The sequence below is a fragment of the Pelagerythrobacter marensis genome (assembly GCF_001028625.1).
GTDB lineage: Bacteria > Pseudomonadota > Alphaproteobacteria > Sphingomonadales > Sphingomonadaceae > Pelagerythrobacter > Pelagerythrobacter marensis.
This window is the reverse complement of record NZ_CP011805.1, coordinates 976,677-1,001,624: the sequence shown is the minus strand read 5'-3', so window position 1 is coordinate 1,001,624 and position 24,948 is coordinate 976,677. Positions and strand designations below refer to the sequence as shown.

Sequence of the window (24,948 nt, the reverse complement as noted above, 5' to 3'; positions counted from 1 at the left end):
CTACCCGGCTGGCGATTTATCCCCGCCAGCCAGAATGCGGACCGCAAGGGCGGCCGCCAAGAAGAAGGAAGCACAAAGATGCCTAGCGGACAGACTCTCTCCGCGCGCCCCAAGGCGAAGCCGGCCGAAGAGCCCAAGCAGGGACGCCAGCCCAATCTGCAGGACGCGTTTCTCAACATCCTGCGCAAGAACAAGACCCCGGTTACGATGTTCCTTGTGAAAGGCGTCAAGCTCCAGGGCATTGTCACCTGGTTCGACAATTTTTCCATCCTGCTTCGACGGGACGGGCAATCGCAACTTGTCTACAAGCATGCGATATCGACCATCATGCCCGGGCAGCCGATGGATGCGAAGCAGTTCGCCAGCCAGGATTCGAACAAGAAACTGCGCCTGCTGCAGGATGTCTTCCTTTCGCGCGTGCGCGACGCCGAAGCGCAGGTGACGATGTTTCTCGTCAATGGCGTGATGCTTCAGGGCGCGATCGCAGCGTACGATCTGTTTTGCATGCTGCTTGAGCGAGAAGGCTACGTCCAACTCGCCTACAAACATGCCGTATCGACAATCCAGCCTGCGACTCCGGTAGATCTGTCGGACGAGTGGGAAGGCGACGAAGACTGAGCTTCGACGACAACCTCCTGAGCGAAGTTTCGCGCGGTGCGCGTGCGGTCGTCGTGTGTCCCGACATCCGCGGGCAGCAGCACGATCTGGACGCCGATTCGCGCCTGGCCGAAGCCTGCGGGCTTGCCCTGGCGATCGGTATCGTGGTTGCCGACGCGAGCGTCATCCCCGTACGGCAGGTGAAGCCGGGCACTTTGTTCGGCTCGGGCCAGGTCGAGAATATCGCCACCGCGTGTGAACAGCACGAAGCCGAACTGGTCGTGATCGACGGCGCTTTGTCGGCCATCCAGCAGCGCAATCTGGAAGAGTCGCTTCGCCGTAAGGTGATCGACCGGACGGGCCTGATCCTCGAGATCTTCGGCGAACGCGCGGCCACGGCGGAGGGGCGGCTTCAGGTGGAACTTGCGCACCTGGATTATCAGCAAAGTCGCCTTGTCCGCTCGTGGACTCACCTCGAACGGCAGCGCGGCGGCTTCGGATTTCTCGGTGGACCGGGCGAAACCCAGATCGAGGCTGACCGGCGCATGATCCGTCAGCGCATGGGCCGCCTGCGCAAGGAACTGGAACAGGTACGCAAAACCCGCGCTCTCCACCGCGAAAGACGGAGCCGGGCGCCTTGGCCTGTCATCGCTCTCGTCGGCTATACCAATGCAGGAAAGTCAACACTTTTCAATAAATTGACCGGTGAAGCTGTTATGGCGGAAGATCTTCTGTTCGCCACGCTGGATCCCACGATGCGCTCTGTCCGCCTGCCGGGGGTGGAAAAAGTCATTCTGTCGGATACCGTCGGCTTCATTTCCGACCTTCCGACCCAGCTCGTCGCGGCATTTCGGGCGACTTTGGAGGAAGTTACGGGCGCAGACGTCATCGTCCACGTGCGCGATATGGCCAATCCCGCCTCTGCGGCCCAGAAGGCACAAGTTCTGGCCGTGCTGGGCGATCTCGGCGTTGCGAACGGGGAAGAGGGGCAGGGCGACGCGATCCCTGTCGTTGAGGCGTGGAACAAGACCGATTTGCTGACTTCGCCGGAACACGACAGGCTCATAGAGAGCGCTCAGCTGGACGAGAATTCCGTGCCGATTTCCGCCGTGACGGGGGAGGGAGTTGAGGCGCTACTCACGCGGCTCGACGCGCTGCTGACGGCAGGGGCGAAAGTTCATGAGATTGTGCTACCCGCCGCAAGCGGACAGAAGATTGCCTGGCTTCATGCTCACGGCGAAGTGATCGAAGACGATGTTGTGGACGAGGGGGGCGAAGAACCGAGACGTCGCGTTCTCGTGCGTTTGACGCCGAAGGAACTGGGGCGGTTCGAAAGCCTGGTCGACTAGGAACCCCGTTCGTCGCGCTTGACCCTGCGCCAAAGATCCTCCTGATCTTCCACCGTCAGATTGGCCAGCGGTTCCTCTGCGTGATCTTCCATCGCGCGGAAGCGGCGCTCGAACTTGGCGTTTGCCGCGCGTAATGCCTCTTCGGCCGAGATACCGTGAGCGCGAACGAGGTTGACGGCAGAGAAGAGAAGGTCGCCGGCTTCATCCAGACGCTCGGCGTGGTCCTTTGCTTGTTCCAACTCGTCCATTTCCTCGACCACCTTGGCGCGCGGACCGGCAGTATCGGGCCAGTCGAAGCCGACCCGCGCGGCACGCTTCTGGAGCTTTTCCGCACGCGACAGCGCCGGGAGTGCCATCGCCACACCATCGAGCGCACTTTCGGCGCCCTTGGCCGCTCGTTCCTGCGCCTTGATTGCCTCCCAGCGTTCTTCACGCATCCCGGTCGCCCATTGGGCGTCGCCGAAGATGTGCGGGTGGCGCGCTTCCAGCTTGTCGGCAATGGCTGCCGCAATGTCGTTGAAATCGAAATGGCCGGCTTCTTCGGCAATCCGACCCTGGAAGACGACCTGAAACAGCAAGTCGCCGAGTTCGTCGCGGAGATCCTCCAGGTCGCCGCGGGCCACCGCATCTGCGACCTCGTAAGCTTCTTCGATCGTGTGCGGAACAATCGTCTCGAAGCGTTGCGCACGATCCCACTCGCAACCGTTCACAGGGTCGCGCAGAGTGGCCATTATGCGGAGAAGGCGGTCGAGCTGTCCGGACATAGATCGAAGCGATAATATATATTATGTTAAATCAAATCGCAGGTGCATGAGCTATCCGAGGATGAGACCGAACAGGATCGCCGCTCCGCCGAACAGCAGTACCCAGATCAGCGCCATGCGAACACTCTTCTTCCAGTCCAGCCGGAACGACGCGAACACGCTGAGCGCCAGGATCAGCCATCCTGCGAGCGCGACCAGCCGTACCGTGTCGTATTCGCTCATGCCGTCACCTCCAGCCCGTCGTAGCCGACCATCACGCCAGCAGGAACTTCGCCGGATAGCGTTCGATAGTCCATGCTCTTGTCCAGATGCGTCAGCACCGTCTGCCGGGCACGGCAGCGATCTGCAAGCTCGAGAGCCATCGCCAGATGCGCATGCGTGGGATGCGGTTCTCGGCGAAGACAGTCGACGACAAGCAGGTCGACATCGGCAAATGTATCAACCATTTCCTCCCGAATCTCGCTGAAATCGGTGGCGTAAGCTACGGATTTTCCGTCACATTCGAAGCGATATCCGGTCGATTGCGCCGGCCCGTGCGGCATCTGGCACCATTCGACCGAGAATCCTGCGCAAAGACGCAACCGATCAAGCGTATCGAGCGAAACGATCGTCGGATAGCCGTGCTGACCGGCGAAGACATAATCGAACCTGCGCCGCAGCCGTTCGACAGTGAAAGTCGAGGCATAACCGGGTATCGGGCCGCCCCGACCGTAGCGAAGCACGCGGAGATCGTCGATCCCGTGACAGTGATCGGCGTGATCGTGCGTCCAGAACACGGCATCGATGGCGTCGATGTCGTTGGTCAGAAACTGCTGACGCAAGTCGGTCGACGTATCGATCAGCAAACGCCGGCCTTCGTCACTTTCCAGCAGGATAGACACACGGGTACGGCGGTTCCTGGGTTCAGACGGATCGCAATCGCCCCAGTCGCCCCCAATCCTGGGAACGCCCGTCGATGTGCCAGACCCCAGAACGATGCACTTCATGCAGCCGCCCTGGAGAACAGGCGGAAGAAATTGGTGGTCGTGGTCTCGGCCAGCTGCTCGAACGGTTCATCGCGCAAAGAGGCCAGAAATTCCGCCGTATTGCGGACGAATGCCGGCTCGCAGGGTTTTCCGCGATGCGGAACCGGCGCGAGGAACGGGCTGTCGGTTTCTACCAGCAAACGATCCGCAGGCAAATCCTTTGCGATTTCCTGCAGTTCTTTGGCATTCTTGAACGTCACGATGCCCGAAAGTGAGATCGACAGGCCCAGATCGAGCACGGTAGCGGCGAAAGCGCGTGACGCTGTGAAGCAGTGGATCAGCGCGGGAAAAGCGCCCTTTTCCATTTCTTCGGCAAGGATTGCGGCCGTATCGGTATCCGCATCGCGAGTATGAATAATGAGCGGCACCCCGGTTTCCCGCGCGACGCCGATGTGCATACGGAACAGCGCCTGCTGCACAGCACGCTCAGACTTGTCATAGAAATAATCGAGACCGGTCTCGCCGATGCCGATCACGCGCGGATCGCTGGTCGCATCCCGCAATTCGGCCACGCCGAGATCTTCGTGCGCATCGGCTTCATGCGGATGAATGCCGACGCTGGCCCAGACGTCGTGCTCGCGGTTGGCGGTGCCGACCACCCTCTCCCACTCGCTGCGCCGGGTCGAGATGTTGAGAAAGCCCCCTACCCCCGCTGCACGCGCGCGATCCAGCGCCTCGCCCTGATTTTCGGCGAGACCTTCGTATTCGAGATGGCAGTGGCTATCGATCAGCATCAGACCGCCTCGTTGTCGGGCAATTCCAGGCGCGGGAAAACGCCGGTCGGTCGCTCGATCGTAAAGCCGCTTTCGACCAGCCGGTCGAACCACTCCTCGCTCCCGATCGACGCAAAATCACGTTCATCGGCGCGAACCCCCATCTGATCGAGAAGCGCGTCCGCTGCGGCGGGCACGACCGGCCGTACGGCGATGGCAAGATCATGGACACAGCGCAGAAGGGTCATGAGGACGACTTCCATCCGCTCAGGATCGGTCTTGCGCAGGGCCCAAGGGGCCTGCTCGTCGACATACTGATTGCACGCGAAAACTGCGCGCATCCATGCTTCGAGCCCGTTGGAGAAATTCAGGCGCTCGAACTCGCGCGGCAGATCCTCCTCGCAAGCCTTGCGAACGGCAGCGATCAGGTCAGCATCGTTCTGTGCGACGTCATGACTTGCAATTTTACCTTCCATGTTTTTGAAAATCATGGACAAAGTTCGCTGCGCCAGATTGCCGAAGCTGTTTGCCAGTTCGGCATTGGCGCGGGTGACGATCGCTTCGGCAGAATAGCTACCGTCCTGCCCGAAGGCGATTTCCCGCAGGAAGAAATAGCGCAGCGGGTCGACACCGAAACGGCTCGCCAGTTCAAGCGGATCGGTCACATTACCGAGAGACTTGGACTCCTTCTGCCCCCGGTTGAGCAGAAATCCGTGACCGAACACCTTTTTCGGGAGCGGCAGGTCTGCGCTCATCAAGAACGCTGGCCAATAGACCGTGTGGAAACGAACGATGTCCTTGCCGATCAGGTGAAGGTCCGCCGGCCAGAACTTGCTCCACAGATCGGTGTCGTCGGGATAGCCGAGGCCGGTGATGTAGTTCGTCAGGGCATCGACCCAGACGTACATGACATGGCCGTCGCTGCCGGGAACCGGGACGCCCCAGTCGAAGCTGGTCCTGCTGACCGACAGATCCTTCAAACCGCCCGAAACGAACGCGATCATTTCGTTGCGGCGGCTTTCCGGCTCGCAGAAACCGGGGCTGCGGAGCAGGTCCAGAATCTGGTCCTGATATCGGGAAAGGCGGAAGAACCAGCTTTCTTCCACAGTCCATTCGACGGGAGTTCCCTGGGGCGAGAGCTTTTCGCCTGCCTCGCCGGCGACCAGTTCCTTCTCGTCGTAATAGGCTTCATCCCGAACGGAATACCAACCCTCGTACCGATCGAGATAGAGATCGCCCCTGGCCTCCATCGCGCGCCAGATCGTCTGGCTGGCGCGATGATGATCGCTTTCCGAGGTACGGATGAAGCGATCGTAAGAGATGTTGAGAGCGCCAGCCATCTCTTTGAAATAACCGGACATCTCTTCGGCGAGGTCGCTCGCGCTGCGGTTCTGTTCGGCGGCCTTCCGAGCCATCTTCAGCCCGTGCTCGTCGGTGCCGGTCTGGAAACGCACCTCGCGTCCCATCGCCCGGTGAAAGCGCGCGATGACGTCGGCGGCCACGGCCTCGTAGGCATGGCCGATGTGGGGGCGACCGTTCGGATAGTTGATCGCGGTGGTGATATAAAAAGGTTCAGACATCGGCGCGCTCGCTAGCGGGCGCCGCCGAGGCGAGCAAGGTGCCGATTTCCATCACGAGCAATCCGGGATCGAAGTTATAGGTTGGCGCCTGGCCTGCAAGCCGGACGAGTTCGGCGTGCGCATCGACCAGCGGGCTCCAGGCGTGGCGGTCCGCGCGGTTCATTTCGCTGGCGAGAACCGAGCGGGCCAGGTCGAGGATTGCAGCTATCCGCTCGCGATCCGGCCGCGCGCCGACCACATCCGCGAGTTGGCCCCGCAATTCGAAATTTCGATCCCCATCGCGCACGATGCGCGACATCAGCGTGTCGAGGGGGCCAAGCCCGCGATTTACGAAATCGAGGGCAAGCCCGGGCGATCCACCCGAAGCGCGGACAGCAGCAGCACGAGTGTCCGCATCGCATTCGGGAACCTGTGACGTCAGCCAATTGCCGAGCGCGTCGTCGTCGAGCGCTGAGAAGCGCAGAACACGGCAGCGCGAACGGATCGTCGGCAACAATTTGGCCGGGCGATGGGCCACCAGCAGAAAGTATGTTCCCGCCGGCGGCTCCTCCAGGCTTTTGAGCAACGCGTTGGACGCGCTCTTTTCCAGATCGTCCGCCGGATCGATGATCACGGCTCTGCGCGACCCAAGCGTGGGGCGTGTTGTCAGGCGCTGCTGCAACGCACGTATCTGCCCCACGGTAATGTTGCGGCGAACCTCGTAGGGTTTGCCATCGCCTCTCTTCCGTTCTTCCTTATCGTCCTTCGGCAAATGGGTAAGAACGTGAATGTCCGGGTGCTGGGCACTGCCATCGGCGTCCTCCGCCCCGCAGAGCGCGCGTGCAGCCGCTTGCGCGAAGTGCATTTTCCCGAGCCCGCGCTTGCCTGCCAGCAGCCAGGCGTGATGCATGCGCTCTCCGCCGAGTGCCTTGCGCCATTCGCGCCATGGCCCTTCGTGACCGAGCAGGCTCACGGCGAGACTTCGTCCAGGAACGGCGCCAGTGCATCGAGGACACGCGCGTGAACCTGCTCTGCCGGTGCATTCCCGTCGACAGTCCAAAAGGCGGCAGAATCATCGTCCGCGAAAGTGCGAAACGACTGCGCCACCTTCGCATGATAATCCGCATCACGGCCGCCGATCGCATCCGTCCTGCCGGCATCGCGGCGGGACAATCGCTCCGCCGCCACCTCGGGAGGGACCTCGATCAGCAGAGTAAGATCAGGCCGCAGGCCACCGCTGCCAATTGCGTGCAGCGTACGCACGGCCTCGTCCCCGACGCCGCCCGCCCCGCCTTGATAGGCACGGCTCGAATCGACGAACCGGTCGCAGACGACCCACTGGCCCTGCTCCAGCGCGGGCCCGATCATGCGGGTGACATGGTCGGCGCGGGCTGCTGCGAACAGCAATGCCTCGGCCGGGGCGCCCCACCCTTCCCCCGGCGGTTCGAGTAACAGCGAGCGAATAGCCTCGGCGCCGGGCGTTCCGCCGGGCTCGCGCGTCAACACCGCGTCGATACCGCGGCGACCGAGCGCGTCTGCCAGCATATGCGCCTGGGTGGATTTGCCTGTCCCTTCCCCGCCTTCAAAGGCAATGAAACGGCCGCGCCTCACCCGATCACTCCCCAGAGCCCGTTTCTAAGGCGCTGCCAGCCCGTAGCCGACGCCACGGCCTGCCCGGTAACCAGGGGAACGCGAGAAGGCGGCGCACCTTCCATTTCGATCTCCAGTTCCGCAACGTGCTCGCCCGCCTCCAGCGGCGCGCGCAGCGGCCCTTCGTATCGGATCGTCAGCTTTGGCTGCGAAGATGCTCCACGCGCAAAGGTGGCGTTGATCGGTGCGGCTGCGACAAGCGGAACGGTCTGTTCCGCCCCCTCCTGAACCTGCGCCTCGCCCACATAGGCGCCGCGCTGATACAGGCCGCGGCTATCGAATGCATCGAAGCCCCACTCCATCATTGCGATCGAAACATCCCTGCGCTCCCGCGACGAGGCTGCGGCGGCGGCGACCATCACCAGCCTGCGGCCATCCCGCTCCGCACTGCCGAGAAAGCCGTAGCCTGCCTGATTGGTAAAGCCGGTCTTGATCCCGTCCGCGCCGGCCACGCGCCCTCTGATCGGGTCGTGGTTCGCCTGCGCCACACCGCGGTAGTCGAGACCCTCACGACCGAAATAGAAGCGATAAAGCCGCGGATGCCGCGCGATCATTTCGCGTGCGAGCAGGGCCAGATCATGCGCAGTGGAGAATGTGCGCCCTTCGTCCATCCATCCGTTCGGCGTGCCGAAATGGCTATCGTTCATGCCGATTTCACGCGCCTTGGCGTTCATCAGCACGACCCAGTCATCGACCGAACCGGCGACCCCTTCCGCCAGCACGGCAGCACCGTCGTTGGCGGAAACATTCGCGATGCCGAGCAACAGCGTTTCGACGGTGACGACCTCGCCCAGTTCCAGGAACATGCGCGATCCCTTGCCGTACCAGTCGCGATAGGCCTGCTCGCTCATGGCAAAGGATTGCCCCGGCGACAGCTTCCCTTCTTCGATCAGTTCGAAGGCCAGAAACATCGTCATCACCTTGGTGATCGACGCAGGCATGAACCGACGATCCGCATCGCGTGCGAAAAGGATCTGGCCCGAGGAGGTATCGATGAGCAGCGCTATCGGTGCCGCAGCAAAAGGCTCCGCCTCCCGCTGAAGGTCAGACCCTGCCCCAGTCGAAGCGGTTGCCAACGCCAGCGCAGGCAAGATTGCCACATATCGAAGATAACCGGTCAAGTGCGCTCCCGCCGCCGGGCGGAAGCCGGCGGTTCAACGTGCTGTGAAAACTCTTGCGTCGCTATAACCGGCGGCGCGAACCTTGGCGAGCGCGGCTTCGGCCTGTCCACGGCTCTCGTACGGACCAGTCCGGACACGGTAGAAGCGACCGGCCTGTGAAACGAAGCCGCCCAGTGCCCTTGCCGCTCGGTCGGCATTCGCCTTGCTGGAAAAGGCGGCGGCCTGAACCACGAATCCATCTGCGTTCGCCGATGGTCGGGTGGGGGCAACCGAAGGCGCCGCTCCATTTTCACCAGTGACAGCCTGCCCGCCAATGGGTGCAAGCGGATAGGTCGATGGTCCTGTTCCGCTCGGCTTCGGAGTATTCGCCTCCGGCTCGCTGGCACGATCCCCAGCCTGCACGCCCGAGGGGACGGGGGGCTGACGCGTTCCCGCAAGATTGACGGAGCCCATTTGCGGCAATTTGCGGCGCAGCACGTGAAGCAGAGTTTCCGGCGTTTCCATCCGCAGGGGAGCCGTCCGCCCTGCCCTCAGGTCTGCTCGCTGCACTTCCGGCGGATTGACCCGCCTCACGCGCACGGGAGCGCCCTCGCCTGCGCCCAGTTGGGCGGCAGCATCCGCGGACAAGGCCACTACGCGGGCGTTCGTCATTGGGCCGCGCCGTTCCACTCTGGCCAGAATCGTTCGGCCGCTGTCCAGCGCGGTGATCTCGACATAGCTCGGCAGCGGCAGGGTCTTGTGAGCCACAGTCACCCCCGCGCCTGCATCGCGGTTCAGCGTGGCGTAGCCGACCTCGTCATGATTCATGGCGTCGGTCGGCGCGTATTCCACGCCATCGATCGAATAGGGTTCGCCCAGAACGACGGGGTAATCCGCTGCCGGGCCGGTCGGCGCGATTGCAGCCGCGCCCTGCCCCTGGGCAGCCGGTCGCTCTCCGCCGCCCGCCAGGCCGCAGCCTGCGAGCGTGAGGCTAACGGTTAACGCCAGTAAGGCGCCAGGGCGATCATCGGGTAATCTCATCTGCAAGCAATCCCACACTCATCGCGTAGTAGTTCGAGCAGTTGTATTCGAGGATCACCCTATAATTTGTGGTTAAGAGCCAGGCAGGCGCACCGGGGCCGTCGGGCTGGAACAGCGATGCAAGCACATCGTCGGCCAACGGCCGTTGCGGTTGCACGCCCATCGCGCGCCATTCGCCAACGGTCTTCCATTGGCTGTGCCGCTCGTGCACGCGCGAACAGACTGGCGCGACGACTTTGCTTGAAACCGCGCTCCAGTCGAACCCACCGGGAACCGACGCTCGCACGCCCCAGGGCTGCCCCTGTCGCCAGCCTGCATCACGGAAATAATTCGCAATGCTGGCGAGCGTGTCGGCCCGGTTCCCGAATATATCGGCCCGCCCGTCCCCATCGCCATCGGTGGCCAGGCGCAGATAGACACTGGGCAGGAACTGGGGATTGCCGAACGCCCCGGCCCAGCTCCCCTTGAGTTGCGACCGGGAATAGCCCTTGTCGGCGACCTTCAGGAGATCCACGAATTCGCCCGAGAAAAGATCCCGGCGGCGGCCTTCCCACGCCAGCGTCGCCAGCGCCTGTGCAAGATCGAACCCACCAGTCACCCGGCCATAGGCCGTTTCGTGCCCCCAGATCGCGACCAGAATTTCGCCTGGCACCCCGTATTCGCGTTCAATCGCGCGAATCGCACCGATTGCAGAAGCATGCGCGGCCTTGCCGCCATTGATCCGCGCTGCGTCCACGTGGGTCGCGATATAAGGGGCGAGCGGAGGGTATCCGCTGCGGGTCGGGGTCCCTGGCTGGGCCCGATCCAGTTCGATTACGCGCTGACTGGGTTCCAGACCCTGAGTCATCCGCAGAATGGTCGATTCACTGACCCCTTCGGCCCGTGCCCGTGCAATGAGCAACTGGAGGTAGGCATCGAACGACATGTCCTGAGCCGCAAGCGGCGAGACGGGGACGACAACCGCCGCAGCGGCAGCGAGAACGAGAGACAGGAAGCGTTTGATCATTTGCGCAATCTGGCAGAGCGCGCGTGAACCGCAAATGATTTTCAAAGGTTAAATACAGTAACGGATGGAATCGACGTTGCAGTGATGACAATCCGCCTCGCAACCGCTAGCTGGCGCAGCAAGCGGACAGGTGGCCGAGTGGTTTAAGGCAGCGGTCTTGAAAACCGCCGTGGGTTCACGCCCACCGTGGGTTCGAATCCCACCCTGTCCGCCACTCCCCGCTCTCCCTTTTTCTGGGCCAGCCAGCCCCCAATAGTGGTGGCAGCTTAAATTGCGGCCGCGCTCAGGGTGCTGCAATCCAGCTTTCGTCGATGCCGGTTTCGCCGGGGCGGAGGGTGAACAGCTGCCCATCTTCGGCAAGGGTGACGTTATCCGGCATGCCGGAAAGGAATATCCGCTTCATGACGAAATTGTCCGGTGGGGGGGCAAGGTGGTACATCACCACCCGCCGGGCACGGGTGCTGCCGGCAAGTTCGGAAAAATCTTCCGACGGGGTATGATAATCGCCCGCCTTCCCCAGTATGTACTGCATCCGCGCGTTTCCGCTCTGTCGGGCGCCCTTGCCGATAATCTCGGTCAGCCGCCCCGAATAGGCTTCGTGGAACAAGACGTCCGTCTGCTCGGCAATAGTCTCGAGCCCGGGGTTTCGTCGCGTATCGCCCGAGATCACGATCCGCCGGTCGCCATATCGAACCTCGTAGCCCAGGGCCGGCTTCACGATGCCGTGATCGACCGCGAAGGCGGAAACGACCAGTTTGCCTTCGCGAAAGACGGGAACCGCCCGACCGGGGAGCGGCGAGATGGGGTGAGGACGCAGCGTCGCCGCAGCAATTGGGAAAAAGCGTTCCGTGCCGTAGGCATTGCGATATCCGGCATCCAGCGCCAGCGCCTGATTGTAGCCCTCTACCACCCGTTCGACCCCTTCCCCGCCGAAGACGGTGATCGGCTCACTACGGCCCATAATCCACGACTGGACCGCTACTTCATCGAGATCCGCGAAATGATCCGAGTGGAAATGCGTGAGAAACACATGGCTGATCCGTTCCGGCTTCAGCCTCCAGTTCTCAATATTGCGCATGGAGCCGGCGCCGGTGTCGAACAGGAGGATACGGCCATTGGCGATGACACCAATGCAGGTCTTGGCCCGATCGGGCGTGGCAAGCGGGGACGAGGAACCACAAACGAATACCCGCAATGCATCGGCTGCAAAAAGCTCGTCGTGAGCCGGCACCATGCGATCTCCCGCAAGGGCCGCAAGCGGGGCGTCGAGCAACCGACTTCCGTTCCAGATCAGAAATGCCAGGAAGGCGAGCGCCGCAGCGATCAGCACGAGGCCTATGGACGAGGCGCGCCTGAACCACGACTTGTGTGCTGCAGGTCGATCGGGGGCTATCATGCCAGCGTGCCCCGTGGCGGATAGTCCCGGGCCAGCACGGCATCGATGCCTTCCAGAATATCGCTGGCGTGTATCCTGTTGAGCGGATTGGTGCCGTACACAGCCGAATAAACCCGGCCCGAACCCGCCTGAACCATGATCAGCGCCGGCTCGCTGAAACGCGCAGGTTCGGCCTCGCTCATCGCCTCCGTCAGGTACAGACCCCAGGCTCTCGCTTGATCTTCCGAAAGACCATAGCCGAGTGTCAGGCCGCCCAGCCCCCACCTGTCGCGAGCAGCCTCCGCCCGGTCGCGCCCGTCCATGGAAACGGCAACGACGGCGACGCCGCGCTGCGTGAACCGCGCCAGTTTATTCTTCACGTCGACGAGATGGAGCTGGCACCGTGGGCAATGCAGCCCGCGATAGAAATCGATAAGGACGAAATGCTTCGCCTCGGCGTCCTCCAGCGACCAATGACCACCGTCGGCAAGCGCGAATGACAGTTGAGGCGCCCTGGTGCCGGGCAGCAGAGTTCGATGGCCGTTCACTACCGCGCGTCCTCGATCGTACCGTCGGTCTTCTCGCGCACCTCGTCGAGGGTAACGCCGGGCGCCAGCTCCACGGTGCGGAAGGCGGTTCCGGTCACGTCGAACACGCCGAGGTCGGTTATCACCCGGTCCACGCAGGCGGTGCCGGTCAAGGGCAAGTGGCATTGCCGGAGCAGCTTGGGCTTGCCCGTTCGCGTCAGGTGGTCGGTTATCACGAGGACACGCCTGACCCCTGCGACGAGATCCATCGCCCCGCCCATGCCCTTCACCATGCTGCCCGGAACCATCCAGTTGGCGATGTCGCCGTTATGGGACACCTCCATCGTGCCGAGGATGGCCAGGTCGATATGTCCGCCGCGGATCATTGCGAAACTTTCCGCGGACGAAAAGTAACTCGTGTCCGGCAGTTCGGTCACGGTCTGTTTTCCCGCGTTGATGAGATCGGGGTCCTCCTCGCCTGCATCCGGATACGGGCCCATCGCCAGCATTCCGTTTTCGGATTGCAGGATCACGTCGACCCCCCTGGGGATGTGGTTCGCGACGAGGGTGGGAATGCCGATTCCCAGGTTCACGTAGAAACCGCTCTCCAGTTCGGCCGCCGCCCGCCTGGCCATGTCGTCCCGGGTCCAGCTCATTGCGCCGACACCTTGCTGTTGGTCACGAATTCCATGCGCTTCGGCCTTGTCGCGCGAACGATCCGGTCGACGTAGATGCCTGGTGTATGAATGCAGTCCGGGTCCAGTTCGCCAGCGGGCACGATGCGCTCCACTTCCGCGACGGTGATCTTTCCCGCGGCTGCCATAATTGGATTGAAGTTTCGCGCAGTCTTGCGATAGATCAGATTGCCCCGGGTATCGGCGACTTCAGCCTTCACGAGTGCCAGATCGGCGCGGATGGCGCGCTCCTGAACGTATGTCAGGCCATCGAATTCGGCATGCGGCTTGCCCTCGGCGATCTGCGTGCCGACGCCCGTGCGGGTATAGAATGCAGGTATTCCTGCCCCGCCTGCGCGCAGGCGTTCGGACATCGTGCCCTGCGGGCTGAATTCCAGCTCTACCTCGCCCGCCAGATAGGCGCGCTCGAACGTCCTGTTGTTACCGACGTATGACGAGATCATCTTGGCGATCCGTCCTTCCTCGATCAGGCGCGCAAGCCCCACGCCGTCGATACCTGCGTTGTTGGAAACGGCCGTGAGATCCTTCACCCCGGTATCGAACAGCGCATCGATCAGGGTTTCAGGCAATCCGCACAGGCCGAACCCGCCGCAGGCCACCAACATGCCGTCAGTTGCAACGTCCTGCAGTGCCGCTGCAGCGGTGTCGTAGACCTTGTTCATATCGCACGCTCCGGCGGAAGCCCTGCAACGGAGAGATCGTGCATCAGCACGGCGGTGGAATAGGAACTGACCGAATAGGGGACGAGATAGGTCAGCACGACCTTCCACCACGCCGGAAACTGCCCCTGCAGGATCGCGTCCCCATGGTTCAGCAGGATGAGAAGAGTGCCGACGATCACGCCGACTTTTGCAGCGCGATGGATCGTTGCCCGCAAAAGGAGGGCATCGATCAGGCTCATCCTCCGGGGCGACATCACGCTGCCGCCTCGAATGAGACCGCAACCCCTTGCCCAACACCGACGCACAGCGTCGCGAGCGCGCGTCGGCCGCCGCGACGATGCAGCTCGCGTGCGGCCGTCATCGCCAGGCGCGCACCGCTCATTCCCAGCGGGTGGCCAAGAGCGATAGCACCGCCGTTGGGATTGACGTGTTCCGCATCGTCATCGATCCCGAGCTGGCGCAGCACGGCAAGCGCCTGCGCGGCGAAAGCCTCGTTTAGCTCGACGACGTCAAAATCGCCGGGCGCTAGGGAGAGGCGCGTGCAAAGTCTGTTCACCGCTTCGACCGGCCCCATGCCCATGAGACGGGGCGCAACGCCGGCGCTCGCTGTCGCGGTAATCCGGGCCAGTGGCGTCAATCCATGTTGCGCCACCGCTCGTTCGCTGGCGATGAACATGGCCGCGGCGCCATCGTTGACGCCGGATGCGTTGCCTGCGGTCACAGTGCCGCCCTGCCGGAACGGTGCGGGCAACTGCGCCAGCTGCTCCCGCGTGGTTGCAGGGCGCGGGTGCTCGTCCCGGTCGATGATCGCCGGATCGCCCCTTTGCCCGGGCAGCTGGACGGGCGCTATCTCTTCGGCGAGACGGCCGGCAGCGCACGCGCGCGCAGTGCGTTCCTGCGATCGGACCGCGAAAGCATCCTGATCCTCGCGCGAGATCCCGTAGGCAGCGGCAACGTTCTCTGCCGTCTCCGGCATGGAATCGACGCCGTACTGCCGCTCCAGCTCCGCATTGACGAAACGCCAGCCTATCGTCGTGTCATGGACTTGCGGCGTGCGCGACCAGGCGGCGGCCGGTTTGGCCATGACGTAAGGGGCCCGAGACATCGATTCGACGCCGCCCGCCAGCACCAGGTCCGCCTCGCCGCAGGCGATGGCCCTTGCGGCCAGCGCGACCGCGCTGAGGCCGGAGGCGCACAGGCGGTTTACGGTAATCCCGGGAACGCTTTCGGGCATGCCGGCCAAGAGGGACGCCATGCGGGCGACGTTGCGATTGTCCTCGCCGGCCTGGTTGGCGCACCCCAGGATAACCTCGTCGATTGCCGCAGGGTCGACTTGCGGCGCCGCGGCAAGCGTGGCGGCCATGACCTGCGCCGCCAGGTCGTCCGGGCGAACGCCGGACAGCACCCCGCCATAGCGCCCGATGGCCGATCGCCTGTTCTCGCAAAGGAATGCCGGCGAACCCTGCATCATGCGGGCCGTTCCCCGGCCCAGGCGGCGGCCAGCAGATCCCGCATCGGTTCCGGTTCGAGCGGGCGCGGGTTGTAGTAGGGGTTTTCGAGAGCGATCTCGACCGCCTGATCGATGCCGTCTTCGGGCATCCCCAGCTCGCGCAGCGACGTCGGCACACCCGCATCCGCTGCAAGGTCATAGAACGCTGCAGCGGGCGAAGCGGAACCGGTTGCTCTTTTCAGCTGTTCCATCGCGTCCGGCACGGCAGGCGCATTGTAGGCAAGAGCGTGGGGAAGGATCACCGTGTGCGTCTGCGCGTGCGGAAGATCGAATGTGCCCCCCAGCACGTGGCAGAGCTTGTGATGCAGGGCCACACCGCCCTGCCCGAGACACACGGCGCATAGCCAGGCGCCGTAAAGCGCATCGCTGCGCGCCTCGGGGTCGGCGCCCATGCCCTCCTCTCCCAGCCTTCCGATGGCAGACATCAGCGCCCCGATGCCTTCTTCGGCCATCAAGCCGAGAACCGGGTTCGCGCCTTCGGCGTAGATCGCCTCCACTGCGTGGGCGATCGCGTTTATCCCGCTGGTTACCGTCATTTCGCGGGGAAGATGGAGCGTGAGGTCGACATCGTAGACGACCGTCTCCGGCAGCACCTTCGGCGTTCTCTGGGTGGTCTTGCGCTCATTTTCCGTCTGGCCGACGATCGGCGTCATTTCCGAGCCAGCATAGGTAGTCGGCACTGCCAGCTGCGGCGCATCGTTGCGAAGCGCGATCGCCTTCCCCAGCCCGATGGTCGATCCCCCTCCCAGGGAAACGATCCCGGCGGCGCCGGATCGCTCGAATTCGGCGAGCGCCCGCTCTGTCACGTCGACCGGCGTATGCATTGCCGCCTCGCCGAAGACCCCGGCGGCGCGATCTCCCAACTGCGCCGCGAGGCGTTGCCCCTCTTCGGCCTGATACGGCGTCGTCAGGATCATCACGCGGTCAAGGCCCAGCCGCTCGATCTCCTCGCCCACCCGGGCCAGCGTGCCCGAACCGAAGATCACCCGCGACGGGTTGGCAGTATAGGTGAAGGGTGCAGTCACGACGCCGCAACCCGCAGGATCCGATCGCGCGCATCGACGGCTACCGCGTGCTTGCCCGGGTCGTCGCTGTCGAGGAACGGGAGGAAATTGTGGCCGACGCCGTCGTAGATCGTCAGATCCATCGCCGGCGCATCCGGCGCAATCGCTTCGAGCCGCGCGATATTGTCAGCACCGACCGATTCATCGCTGCGCCCCATCAACATGGTGAATGGCTTTTCGACTTGCGGAAGGTAGTCGAGCGGGGCCGGTAGGGGATCTTCATTGGGCAGCCCCTGGGGAAACCCGTACAGGCCGAGGAGGTCGGCATCCAGGCCCCGACGGGCGAGTTCGAAGACATATAGTCCACCAAGGCAGAAGCCGATTACCGCTCCGATCTTCTCCGCGCCTGCGAAGGCCTCGAAACGATCGAGAAAGGTCTTGTCGCGCACTCGGTCGCGGCGAGCGAAGGCCGCCTCGCGCGTATTTTCGGGCAGTTCGCCCAGCCCTGCGAATGTGTCCACCAGCCACACGTCCGCGCCGTTCTGTTGGAGCAAGACAGCCAGTCCGCGATAGAAATCGTTGCACCCGTAGATATCCGGCAGGATGGCGACCCGCTTCCCTCTGGGGGTGGCGAAGCGAAACCCTTGGACTTGACTGGCAAAGCTCTCTCCGCCGGCAGGCGCAGGGAAGGCGTCAATGGCGGCGCCATGGCACATGGATACTCTCCGTCAGCTGGAATTCTGGACTGGTCGCCACCGCGCATCCGGCAGCGACGATGCGCCGGATCAGGCGGCAGCTCGCGCCGATCTGTCGGGCTCGATCACAAGGTCGGCCTCGAGAATACGGGCGCCGTTCTCGACAATCTCGGGGTAGACGAACTCGCTGGGGATGATGCCTTCGCAACAGTCCGAACGGACGTAAGGACATTCTTCGAAATATAGCTGGGTCGTCAGCTCCCGATATCCTTCGCTTCGCACTTTGAGGTGCACATGGGCCGGCCGCCAGCTATGGCGCCCCATCATCTCCAGCAATGCGCCGGTAGGGCCACTGTCGGGGATACGGTACGCGACCGGCACGGTGCTGCGAAATTCAAACCTGCCGTCTGCATCGGTTTTTAGTTTGCCGCGATAGAAGTCGACTGGCACACCGTCGTGTATTCCACCGTATTTGCCGTCCGGCGTGGAACTCCACATATCGACCAGCACGCCGCCAAGCGGCGCGCCGTCTATATCGCGTACAGTCCCGCGCACGATCATCGGCTGATCGCCCTGGTACTGATCGAGCGTCTTGATGCGGCCATCGGAAACGACCGGCGCATTATCGAGAAAATAGGGCCCTTCCATATCCGACGGTGATGCAGAAGGGTGCGCGTTCTTGTTGATTACGTCCACGATCGCAGCATTCAGGAAGACATCGATGAGAAGGGGCAATTCGCCGCTTTCCGAAATCTTCATCATATACCCAATTGCGGCACGGTATTCCTCGAACGTGATATCCTGAGACTTTACTGCGTCGCGGACCGATTCCACGATCGTGCCGACGATCTGATCGAGGCGATTATGAGCCATAGTACCCTATCCCGATTCCACTTCGAAACTTTACGCTGGACAGCCTACGGAGAGCTCGTGATACCGTCTAATACCTTTTGACCAGCTCAGGGATACGCGCAGGGTATCAAGTGGAACTGTCGGCCCGAACGTCTTTACCTACGATCCGCATTCCCGAGATCGTCGCCGGCCTGTCCGACTTGCAGCCGGGAACGCGGTATGACGTTCCTGCGCAGGCCTATTCGGCGGTCTACTGCTGCGAGACACACGACACGATCGTCAGCATGCAGAACCGACAGGCGACGGCAAACCCGGGCGACATAATCGCCATACCGCGCGGCACCGCTCATTCGATCTGTCTGGCCGGGGCGCAGCCTTCCAGGCGGGGAGATCTCCAGCCCCCCTTCAACGTCGACACCGACAGGGTCGACGCGGCGGGGCGGACATTGTGTTGCCGTGTGCCGACGAGTGCCAATCCACTGCCCGACGTCGTACCGGATCTGATGGTGTTCGGCCCCGACCGGCAGAAAGGTAGTGGTCGTCTCGACCTCATCTTTGCGTTGATTCGGCACTACGCCAGCAACCGCGAAAGACAGCGTCAATTCATGCTGCGCCGCCTTGCCGAAATGGCTGCAGCAATCTTTCTGGAGACCATCCTGGCGGATATCGACGCACGCGGCGTCGATCTCGGCAGGGCATCAAGCGATCCAGGCATTCGCAGGGTCATCAACGCAGTCCATGCGGAACCCGGCAAGTCATGGTCGGTCGACGAAATGGCGCAGATCGCCGGGCTCTCGCGGTCGAGCTTTGCAGAACGTTTCCGTGAAACCGTCGGCATCACACCCGCCGCCTACGTCGGCAACCAGCGACTCGATCGGGCCGCTCGCCTTTTGTCGGAAAGCGACGAAACCGTCTCGCGCGTGGCATTTGAAGTTGGCTACGAAACGGATTCCGCGTTTGCCAAGGCGTTCCGCAAGAGATTTGGCATCAGCCCATCGACCTATCGCCGGATGACACCGCGCGAGCAGGACATTCGCTGAGAGACCCCATCATTCTTGCGGGTGACAACCCTAGAGGTCCAACACCACGACAGTGCCGGGTTTCGCGCGGGATACGCATACTGCCATCATGCTGTTGGCAGCCTTTTCCTCATCATAAAGGCAAGCGTCACGGTGAATGAGGTCACCGGAAATGACATCGGTGATGCAGGTCCCGCAAACCCCCTCCAGGCAGGACGAATCCCTGGAGACGCCCATTTCGTTCAGAAGTTCCAGGATGGTCTTGTCCTCGGGAACGAGGAAACTCTTTCCGCTACGGGCCAACTCGACCGTGAATGCACCTTTGTCCTCGGCTGAAAGTTGCTCCACAGCGTTCTCGAACCGCTCGGTACGAACACGCTCCATACCCCACCCCTGGGTGAGTTTCTCCACTTCCCGGATCATCCGACCGGGCCCGCAAACATAAAGTTGCGTTCGCGCAGGAATATCCTCGATATAAGTCGCGAGATCGAGCCGCCGCCCCTCGTCACTGAAGTGATAGTTCACCCGGTCCGCGAACGGAGCATCGGCGAGGTACGCGCGAAACGGCACCGCGTCGCGATTGCGAGCGCAGATATCGAGCTGGAAGTCACGACCGACCTCCGCGAGTTCAATGGCCATGTGAAGAATCGGAGTGAGCCCAATACCGCCGGCAAGGAGCCGGTAAGCGTCGCGAGTTCGGTCGAGATCGAACGTATTGCGCGGCTTCGAGATCATGAGATCGTCGCCCACGACCACTGAATCACAAAGTTCGGCCGAGCCGCCACGCCCGTTGGGCTCTCGCAGGACAGCGATCGATATCTGTCCGCGAACATCCCGCTTGAGCCCGGTAAGGGAGTATTGACGAACCAACCCGCTGGGCAGGTGCACATCGACATGCGCCCCGGCAATTTTGGCGAAGCCCGCTTCCTCGGAAGGAGCTTGCAGCACGAAAGCGAAGATGTTGTCCGCAACCTCATCCTTGCTGACAACCTGCGTTTTAATCAATTGCGACACGTCGACCCTTTCTGGAGGGCCGCAGCGGCTCCGGCTGCGGCCCGATGTCCTGGTTACGATCAATAAGATTTTCGGATTTCTATGCCGATCACCCGCGGGGCACCGGGGGCCCCGAAGAACGTCGGAATTGCCGGGTCCACGCCAAGACCGGCGGCAGCGGGGCTTGCGATAATCTGGGTGTAGTAGTTCTGGTCCAGAACGTTCTTTGCATAAGCCGACAGCTGCCAGCGGCCATCGGCAGTCCGGATCGACGCACGCAGGTTCACCAGCGAAAATCCGTCGATCTCACTTTCGGGACTTAGGATTGCATCGAGATACTGTGACCCGCTGTAGCTGTAATCGGCGCGAAGCGTGGCATCGAGTGCGCTCGACAATGCGAAGGTATACTGAAGCCCGCTCGACAACGTGAACTCCGGGGCCCGGCTCAAAGTCAGGCCATCTGCGTCGCGCAGAGCAGGTAGATAGAAGTCCACGCCGGGCACGGCCGGATTCTGAACCGGTGCGCTTCCCGGGAAGACTGTATCGACATATTCCGAGTGATTGTACGCTGCGGCGAGATTGAACTCGAGGCCTTCAGCAATCGGCCAGAACAGGTCGCCTTCGACGCCGTAGATTTCGGCCTCGCCGGCATTCTCGACGATGATGTTGGCCGGGTTCGTCGGATCGAAGGTCTGGACCTGCAGATTCCGAAACGTGGTATAAAAGGCGGCCAAGTTCAAACGCAGCCCGTTTCCGAAAACGTTTCGGTAACCGATCTCGTAGCTGGTCGAACTTTCCTTTTCAAACGTCAGCCCGTTGGTGTTCAGAAGAATGCTGGCGTTGATACCGCCGGATTTCACTCCCTCGGCGTAGGTCGCATAAACATTGCTGTTGGCGTCAATCTCATAGTTGAGGCTGGCCATGTTGATCCAGTCATCCCCTTCTACCGACGCGCCAAGATCCAGAAAAACCGGAAACTGGAGGGGAAAGGGAATGCCGCTGGACGAATTGATACCCCGGTCAGGGTTCTGGTTTGTCACCCCGGCCTTGCTTTCGTCATTGTACCGAAAACCGTAGGTCAGCGTGAGGTCGTCCACGATCTCGTACGACAGTTGGCCAAAAACCGCGAATGCCTCCGTATCCTGGGTTGCGATCGAATTTGCGCTCTGCGGCCGGGTGATCGGATCGGCCGGCATCGTCGCGTTGTATCTCGCGAAGAGCGGGACCCCGAACTGGGTCTGCGTGTTGGCCGAGAAGCTGGCATCGTAGTAGAACAGGCCGAGCAGGAAATCGAACCGACCGAACACCGGGTTGCTGGCGATGCGCAGCTCTTGCGAAAACTGTTCATCCTCATTGCGGACGGAAGTGAGGAACAGGTCAAGCTGAGTGAAGTCCGGATCGACCGCCGCATAATCCTCCGATTCGCGATAGGCGGTGATCGATGTGATGGTGACCGGGCCGGTATCCCAGTCGATTTGCGCAGAAACGCCATACTGCTCGAGATCGTCGGCTTCGGGAACGCTGCGCAGAGTATCCCTGCTGAAAGGCAGTGGAACGTTTTCGACAAAGCGCAAGAGGCTCGCCACCGTCGGATCGACATTCTGCGCCGCATCGAGGACGGCAGCGACGTCATGCTGATCCTTGTAAAAGGCACCGACCACGCGCGATGCGGTAGAAGTGCTCTGGGAATAGTCTCCGATCAGGCTGATAGAAAACTCCGGCGTAGGCTCCAGTACGAGCTTTCCCCGGAACCCATAATCTTCGTTCTGCCCGAGCGGTCGACCGGTCAGAGCATCGTCGAGATAGCTATCCTGCCGGCCATAGTAGCCGGAAAACGATACTCCGCCGAATTCGCCCAATGGACCCGAGAGCCGTCCTCGCAAATCGACCAGATCGTAGCTGCCGTATCCTGCGAGAAACTCGCTGACGAATTCATCGTCCGGATCCTTAGTATAGACGTTGACTGCCCCCGCTGAGGTGTTGCGGCCGTAGAGCGTGCCCTGGGGGCCACGCAGCACCTCGAAGCGCTCCACCCCAATCAGTTTGCCGGTAAGTGCCGCCGGCCGCGCAATATATACGCCGTCTATGAAAAAGCCGACGCTGGGGTCGATGCCCGGATTGCTTGTGCCCGACGTCAGCCCGCGAACGTTGATGGCGACTTCGGACCGGTCGAAGCCTTCGTAGATATTGAAGTTGGGCACCAGATTGGAAACCGACGCGACGTCGTTTGCCCCTGCCGCCTCCAGCGTTTCCTCCCCAAGAGACGCGATCGAAATTGGGACTTCGGCCAAGCCTTGCGCTCGCTTTTGCGCCTGAACAACGATCACAGGAGCAGCCGAATTCCCGGCCTCTTCGTCCGGGGCCGCAGAGAGCAACGTATCTTTGTCAGGATCCGATTGCCCATAGGCGGCAGAAGAAAGGCAAGAGATAGCGGCAGTTGTCAGCAGCAAGCGGCGGCGGGGCCAGCGGGTCGGTTTCATAGGTCGTCTCCCAAAGAACGAACGCTTCTCGGCGTTTCCTTGGGGCTAGCGCTGCCGCTGCCATACCCTCCAATACTTTATTCCGGCGTCATCGATACCTTATTGGAATTACGGTTCTCGCCCGACGATGTCTGGATGAAGTTTGAATTCGCGCATTGCGCGCACGAACCGGCGCAGAAGCGGACTGGTGTCCGACTTGCGGTAGATGATGCTGACCGGACATTCGGCCTCCAGCGCTTGCGGACGAAAAAATCGCACGCCGTACCAGTTCAGTTCGACCATGGAGTTGGGCACGACGCAGGCACCCGCCCCAATTGCCACTTGCATCAAGGCCGCGCGGCCGTCTTCTGCGACGATCGTTTCGGGCGTATTGGCTCGCTCGCGCTTGAGCAGCGCGAGCGTTTCGTCGGCAAAATTGGGCCGGCCGGCTGCAGGAAAGAGTATCAGCGGCAAGTTGGCGAAAACCGAGCGCCAGTTGCTTTCGTCGATGTCGGTGCCGAGCCGGTGCGGCATGCAAAGGGCGACCCCTTCCCGAATAACCTCCTCCACCGCCAGGTCAGGCTCGACCGGATAGTAGCGTCCGAACCCCACGTGGAGTTGCCCCTGCTTGAGAGCGGAAATCTGATCGGTCTTGCTAAGCCGGCGCAACGACAACTCAACTTCGGGATTGGCGCGCTTGAAGATCTCCAGAACGTGCGGCACCACTCGATAGGAAACGGAACCGAAGTATCCGATTTCAATTTTGCCCAGCTCCCCGCGTTGGGCCGCCCGACTGCGCTCGGCCCCCCGCTCCATATGTGCGAGAACGGCCCTGGCGTCCTCCAGAAAGGCATGGCCGGCCTCGGTAAGATCGGTTCCCTTGCTCGTTCGGCGCAGGAGCAGAACGCCCAGTTCTTCCTCCAGCTTCTGGATCTGCCGTGTGATCGGCGGCTGCGATACGTTGAGCCGCCGTGCAGCGAGGCCGAAGTTCTTTTCTTCCGCCACGGCAATGAAATAGCGAAGCTGGCGTAGTTCCATCGAGACCTCCCCGTCTTCGATATAGGTAGCGTATCCTCAATTCCGCATGCGATACCTAAACCGTATGCCATTTCCAAGCCGACGGTATTTTACCATGATGCGGTCGCCCCCTTATCCACGGTCCGTTCCCGCAGCAGCAATGGACACAGGATGAGCCGGATCACCATCGAATCTATCGAAGCGATTATCGTGGACCTACCGCTGAAACGGACGCAGCGTTTCGCGGCAATCGGGGCCGACTCGACCGCGGTTGTCCTCGTCCGCGTAAGAACCAGTGACGGGGTCGAGGGTATCGGCGAATGCTGCACACCCTCAGGCCCCTGGTGGGCTGGCGAAAGTGTCGAATCGATCAAGTTGATGATCGACGATCATATCGCGCCTCATGCGATCGGGCATGACGTCTTCGACATTCGCGGCTTCTATCGGATTGTCGACCGCAAGCTATTTGGCAACGCATTTGCCAAGGCCGGGGTCGAAATGGCCCTGCTCGATATTCAGGGAAAGATCGCCGGTGTGGCCGTGTGCGACCTTCTGGGCGGACGCCAACGAAACGCGCTGCCGTGTTCCTGGCCGCTCGCCACCGGTTCGGCAGAAGCCGAAATAGACGAAGCGGAGCGCTGCATTTCTGCGGGGACGTTTAATATCTTCAAGCTCAAGATGGGGTTCCTTTCGCCAGAGGAAGACGTTGCCCGAGCGTGTGCCGTAGCGCGTGGCCTGGAGGGGCGCGGCAGTGTGCGTGCAGACCCCAACGAGAGCTGGGACGAGGCAACCTGTAAGTGGGCTCTGCCCCGCATGGTCGACGCAGGGATTCAGCTGATTGAGCAACCCTTGCCGCGATGGAATCTTGAGGGATCGGCCCGCCTTTCCAGCTCATGCAGGGCCCCCATCATGGCCGACGAAAGCATTTCGACCCCCAGGGACGCTCTCGATCTGGGCCGCATCCACGCGGCAGACGTCGTTTCGATCAAAGTGATGAAACACGGCGGGTTGGGTAGAGCCCGCCAGATTGCCGATCTCTCACTCGCAATGGGGATGTCGCTCTACATGGGCACATTCCTCGAATGCTCGATCGGCACCGCCGCGAGCATGCAACTCTGCGCCACGTTCGACCATCTTCCCTACGGCGGGGAACTGTCGGGTGCGCACCTGGTGGCAGAAGACATCGCCATCAGGCCGGCCCGATATGAGGATTTCGAACTGAAGCTGGAAGACGGCGTCGGCCTCGCGGTTGAAGTCGACGAGGACAGGCTGCGCTCGCTGCGTCGAGATCGCACCCATTCAACCCACACTCTGGGAACAGCCGTCGGATAGCCGC

Annotated in this window: 26 protein-coding genes and 1 tRNA gene; 5 read left to right on the top strand and 22 right to left on the bottom strand. The window is 62.0% G+C overall.

Annotation, left to right across the window (positions count from 1 at the left end):
• Positions 1–78 precede the first annotated feature (78 nt).
• Together hfq and hflX are read left to right on the top strand one after the other, a co-directional pair.
• A complete protein-coding gene (hfq, locus tag AM2010_RS04840; RefSeq protein ID WP_047806113.1) occupies positions 79–618 on the top strand; it encodes an RNA chaperone Hfq in 540 nt (179 codons plus the stop codon).
• Positions 597–1,946, top strand: a complete 1,350-nt coding sequence (gene hflX / locus AM2010_RS04835) for a GTPase HflX (protein ID WP_047806112.1) — start codon at positions 597–599, stop codon at positions 1,944–1,946. The genes hfq and hflX overlap by 22 nt, the downstream gene beginning before the upstream one ends.
• Here the strand turns inward: hflX and mazG are convergent.
• From mazG to AM2010_RS04790, 10 genes are read right to left on the bottom strand one after another with little or no spacing between them, the layout of a single operon-like run.
• Positions 1,943–2,710: a nucleoside triphosphate pyrophosphohydrolase gene (mazG, locus tag AM2010_RS04830; protein WP_047806111.1), complete on the bottom strand. Its 768-nt coding sequence runs from the start codon at positions 2,708–2,710 to the stop codon at positions 1,943–1,945. The two genes, hflX and mazG, sit on opposite strands and share 4 nt — an antisense overlap.
• Positions 2,711–2,761: 51 nt before the next feature.
• On the bottom strand, positions 2,762–2,932 hold the full coding sequence (locus AM2010_RS14260; RefSeq protein ID WP_169747779.1) for a hypothetical protein: 171 nt from the start codon (positions 2,930–2,932) through the stop codon (positions 2,762–2,764).
• The gene (locus AM2010_RS04825) at positions 2,929–3,696 is read right to left on the bottom strand and encodes an MBL fold metallo-hydrolase (RefSeq protein WP_047806110.1); all 768 of its coding nucleotides are present in this window, start codon (positions 3,694–3,696) and stop codon (positions 2,929–2,931) included. The genes AM2010_RS14260 and AM2010_RS04825 overlap by 4 nt, the downstream gene beginning before the upstream one ends.
• A complete protein-coding gene (locus tag AM2010_RS04820) occupies positions 3,693–4,469 on the bottom strand; it encodes a TatD family hydrolase (protein ID WP_047806109.1) in 777 nt (258 codons plus the stop codon). The genes AM2010_RS04825 and AM2010_RS04820 overlap by 4 nt, the downstream gene beginning before the upstream one ends.
• Positions 4,469–6,028, bottom strand: coding sequence for a methionine--tRNA ligase (gene metG / locus AM2010_RS04815; RefSeq protein WP_047806108.1), 1,560 nt, complete (start codon positions 6,026–6,028; stop codon positions 4,469–4,471). Before metG ends, AM2010_RS04820 begins: the two co-directional genes overlap by 1 nt.
• Positions 6,021–6,980 carry a DNA polymerase III subunit delta' gene (locus AM2010_RS04810; RefSeq protein WP_047806107.1) on the bottom strand — a complete coding sequence of 320 codons (960 nt, stop codon included), beginning with the start codon at positions 6,978–6,980 and terminating at the stop codon, positions 6,021–6,023. Before AM2010_RS04810 ends, metG begins: the two co-directional genes overlap by 8 nt.
• Positions 6,977–7,618, bottom strand: a complete 642-nt coding sequence (gene tmk, locus AM2010_RS04805) for a dTMP kinase (RefSeq protein ID WP_047806106.1) — start codon at positions 7,616–7,618, stop codon at positions 6,977–6,979. The genes AM2010_RS04810 and tmk overlap by 4 nt, the downstream gene beginning before the upstream one ends.
• The gene (locus AM2010_RS04800; RefSeq protein ID WP_082132962.1) at positions 7,615–8,757 is read right to left on the bottom strand and encodes a D-alanyl-D-alanine carboxypeptidase family protein; all 1,143 of its coding nucleotides are present in this window, start codon (positions 8,755–8,757) and stop codon (positions 7,615–7,617) included. Before AM2010_RS04800 ends, tmk begins: the two co-directional genes overlap by 4 nt.
• Positions 8,758–8,811: 54 nt before the next feature.
• Positions 8,812–9,798, bottom strand: a complete 987-nt coding sequence (locus AM2010_RS04795; RefSeq protein ID WP_053043931.1) for an SPOR domain-containing protein — start codon at positions 9,796–9,798, stop codon at positions 8,812–8,814.
• Positions 9,782–10,804 (bottom strand): lytic murein transglycosylase, encoded by a 1,023-nt coding sequence (locus tag AM2010_RS04790; RefSeq protein ID WP_047806104.1) that lies wholly within the window; start codon positions 10,802–10,804, stop codon positions 9,782–9,784. Before AM2010_RS04790 ends, AM2010_RS04795 begins: the two co-directional genes overlap by 17 nt.
• 124 nt (positions 10,805–10,928) lie before the next feature.
• On the opposite strand from AM2010_RS04790, the gene AM2010_RS04785 reads away from it, so the two are divergent.
• Positions 10,929–11,018: transfer RNA gene (locus AM2010_RS04785), tRNA-Ser, on the top strand.
• A 69-nt stretch (positions 11,019–11,087) separates the two neighbouring features.
• Here AM2010_RS04785 and AM2010_RS04780 read toward each other — a convergent pair.
• The 9 genes from AM2010_RS04780 to AM2010_RS04740 form a co-directional block, all read right to left on the bottom strand.
• A complete protein-coding gene (locus AM2010_RS04780; RefSeq protein ID WP_082132796.1) occupies positions 11,088–12,200 on the bottom strand; it encodes an MBL fold metallo-hydrolase in 1,113 nt (370 codons plus the stop codon).
• Entirely contained in the window at positions 12,197–12,727 is a 531-nt protein-coding gene (locus tag AM2010_RS04775; protein WP_053043929.1) for a redoxin domain-containing protein, read from the bottom strand. The genes AM2010_RS04780 and AM2010_RS04775 overlap by 4 nt, the downstream gene beginning before the upstream one ends.
• Positions 12,727–13,362, bottom strand: coding sequence for a 3-oxoacid CoA-transferase subunit B (locus tag AM2010_RS04770; protein ID WP_047806102.1), 636 nt, complete (start codon positions 13,360–13,362; stop codon positions 12,727–12,729). Before AM2010_RS04770 ends, AM2010_RS04775 begins: the two co-directional genes overlap by 1 nt.
• A complete protein-coding gene (locus tag AM2010_RS04765) occupies positions 13,359–14,063 on the bottom strand; it encodes a CoA transferase subunit A (RefSeq protein WP_047806101.1) in 705 nt (234 codons plus the stop codon). The genes AM2010_RS04770 and AM2010_RS04765 overlap by 4 nt, the downstream gene beginning before the upstream one ends.
• Entirely contained in the window at positions 14,060–14,302 is a 243-nt protein-coding gene (nrtS, locus tag AM2010_RS04760) for a nitrate/nitrite transporter NrtS (protein ID WP_047806100.1), read from the bottom strand. Before nrtS ends, AM2010_RS04765 begins: the two co-directional genes overlap by 4 nt.
• Before the next feature lie 14 nt (positions 14,303–14,316).
• A complete protein-coding gene (pcaF, locus tag AM2010_RS04755; protein ID WP_420834970.1) occupies positions 14,317–15,534 on the bottom strand; it encodes a 3-oxoadipyl-CoA thiolase in 1,218 nt (405 codons plus the stop codon).
• The gene (locus tag AM2010_RS04750; protein WP_047806099.1) at positions 15,531–16,598 is read right to left on the bottom strand and encodes a maleylacetate reductase; all 1,068 of its coding nucleotides are present in this window, start codon (positions 16,596–16,598) and stop codon (positions 15,531–15,533) included. The genes pcaF and AM2010_RS04750 overlap by 4 nt, the downstream gene beginning before the upstream one ends.
• Positions 16,595–17,293 (bottom strand): dienelactone hydrolase family protein, encoded by a 699-nt coding sequence (locus AM2010_RS04745; protein ID WP_053043927.1) that lies wholly within the window; start codon positions 17,291–17,293, stop codon positions 16,595–16,597. The genes AM2010_RS04750 and AM2010_RS04745 overlap by 4 nt, the downstream gene beginning before the upstream one ends.
• Positions 17,294–17,362: 69 nt before the next feature.
• Positions 17,363–18,145, bottom strand: coding sequence for a dioxygenase family protein (locus AM2010_RS04740; RefSeq protein WP_047806098.1), 783 nt, complete (start codon positions 18,143–18,145; stop codon positions 17,363–17,365).
• A gap of 110 nt (positions 18,146–18,255) precedes the next feature.
• Between AM2010_RS04740 and AM2010_RS13705 the strand changes: the two genes are divergently transcribed.
• A complete protein-coding gene (locus tag AM2010_RS13705) occupies positions 18,256–19,164 on the top strand; it encodes a helix-turn-helix domain-containing protein (protein ID WP_053043925.1) in 909 nt (302 codons plus the stop codon).
• Between the two features lie 30 nt (positions 19,165–19,194).
• On the opposite strand, the gene AM2010_RS04730 is transcribed toward AM2010_RS13705, so the two are convergent.
• From AM2010_RS04730 to AM2010_RS04720, 3 genes are all read right to left on the bottom strand, one after another.
• Positions 19,195–20,157 carry a PDR/VanB family oxidoreductase gene (locus AM2010_RS04730; protein WP_053043923.1) on the bottom strand — a complete coding sequence of 321 codons (963 nt, stop codon included), beginning with the start codon at positions 20,155–20,157 and terminating at the stop codon, positions 19,195–19,197.
• Between the two features lie 59 nt (positions 20,158–20,216).
• Positions 20,217–22,616 carry a TonB-dependent receptor gene (locus AM2010_RS04725; RefSeq protein WP_082132794.1) on the bottom strand — a complete coding sequence of 800 codons (2,400 nt, stop codon included), beginning with the start codon at positions 22,614–22,616 and terminating at the stop codon, positions 20,217–20,219.
• A 108-nt stretch (positions 22,617–22,724) separates the two neighbouring features.
• Positions 22,725–23,633: a LysR substrate-binding domain-containing protein gene (locus tag AM2010_RS04720; RefSeq protein ID WP_047806096.1), complete on the bottom strand. Its 909-nt coding sequence runs from the start codon at positions 23,631–23,633 to the stop codon at positions 22,725–22,727.
• Positions 23,634–23,783: 150 nt separating this feature from the next.
• Here AM2010_RS04720 and AM2010_RS04715 point away from each other — a divergent pair, with 150 nt between their 5' ends.
• Positions 23,784–24,944 (top strand): muconate cycloisomerase family protein, encoded by a 1,161-nt coding sequence (locus tag AM2010_RS04715; RefSeq protein WP_047806095.1) that lies wholly within the window; start codon positions 23,784–23,786, stop codon positions 24,942–24,944.
• Positions 24,945–24,948 lie beyond the last annotated feature (4 nt).

Bases quoted from the DNA above. Each gene is read 5' to 3' on its own strand.
- AM2010_RS14260 (WP_169747779.1), bottom strand. From the start codon at position 2,932: ATGAGCGAATACGACACGGTACGGCTGGTCGCGCTCGCAGGATGGCTG.
- nrtS (WP_047806100.1), bottom strand. From the start codon at position 14,302: ATGAGCCTGATCGATGCCCTCCTTTTGCGGGCAACGATCCATCGCGCT.
- AM2010_RS04765 (WP_047806101.1), bottom strand. From the start codon at position 14,063: ATGAACAAGGTCTACGACACCGCTGCAGCGGCACTGCAGGACGTTGCA.
- AM2010_RS04745 (WP_053043927.1), bottom strand. From the start codon at position 17,293: ATGTGCCATGGCGCCGCCATTGACGCCTTCCCTGCGCCTGCCGGCGGA.
- AM2010_RS04770 (WP_047806102.1), bottom strand. From the start codon at position 13,362: ATGAGCTGGACCCGGGACGACATGGCCAGGCGGGCGGCGGCCGAACTG.
- AM2010_RS04720 (WP_047806096.1), bottom strand. From the start codon at position 23,633: ATGGAACTACGCCAGCTTCGCTATTTCATTGCCGTGGCGGAAGAAAAG.
- AM2010_RS04780 (WP_082132796.1), bottom strand. From the start codon at position 12,200: ATGATAGCCCCCGATCGACCTGCAGCACACAAGTCGTGGTTCAGGCGC.
- AM2010_RS04715 (WP_047806095.1), top strand. From the start codon at position 23,784: ATGAGCCGGATCACCATCGAATCTATCGAAGCGATTATCGTGGACCTA.
- metG (WP_047806108.1), bottom strand. From the start codon at position 6,028: ATGTCTGAACCTTTTTATATCACCACCGCGATCAACTATCCGAACGGT.
- AM2010_RS04790 (WP_047806104.1), bottom strand. From the start codon at position 10,804: ATGATCAAACGCTTCCTGTCTCTCGTTCTCGCTGCCGCTGCGGCGGTT.
- AM2010_RS04725 (WP_082132794.1), bottom strand. From the start codon at position 22,616: ATGAAACCGACCCGCTGGCCCCGCCGCCGCTTGCTGCTGACAACTGCC.
- AM2010_RS04820 (WP_047806109.1), bottom strand. From the start codon at position 4,469: ATGCTGATCGATAGCCACTGCCATCTCGAATACGAAGGTCTCGCCGAA.
- AM2010_RS04795 (WP_053043931.1), bottom strand. From the start codon at position 9,798: ATGAGATTACCCGATGATCGCCCTGGCGCCTTACTGGCGTTAACCGTT.
- pcaF (WP_420834970.1), bottom strand. From the start codon at position 15,534: ATGATGCAGGGTTCGCCGGCATTCCTTTGCGAGAACAGGCGATCGGCC.
- hfq (WP_047806113.1), top strand. From the start codon at position 79: ATGCCTAGCGGACAGACTCTCTCCGCGCGCCCCAAGGCGAAGCCGGCC.
- AM2010_RS04740 (WP_047806098.1), bottom strand. From the start codon at position 18,145: ATGGCTCATAATCGCCTCGATCAGATCGTCGGCACGATCGTGGAATCG.
- mazG (WP_047806111.1), bottom strand. From the start codon at position 2,710: ATGTCCGGACAGCTCGACCGCCTTCTCCGCATAATGGCCACTCTGCGC.
- AM2010_RS04825 (WP_047806110.1), bottom strand. From the start codon at position 3,696: ATGAAGTGCATCGTTCTGGGGTCTGGCACATCGACGGGCGTTCCCAGG.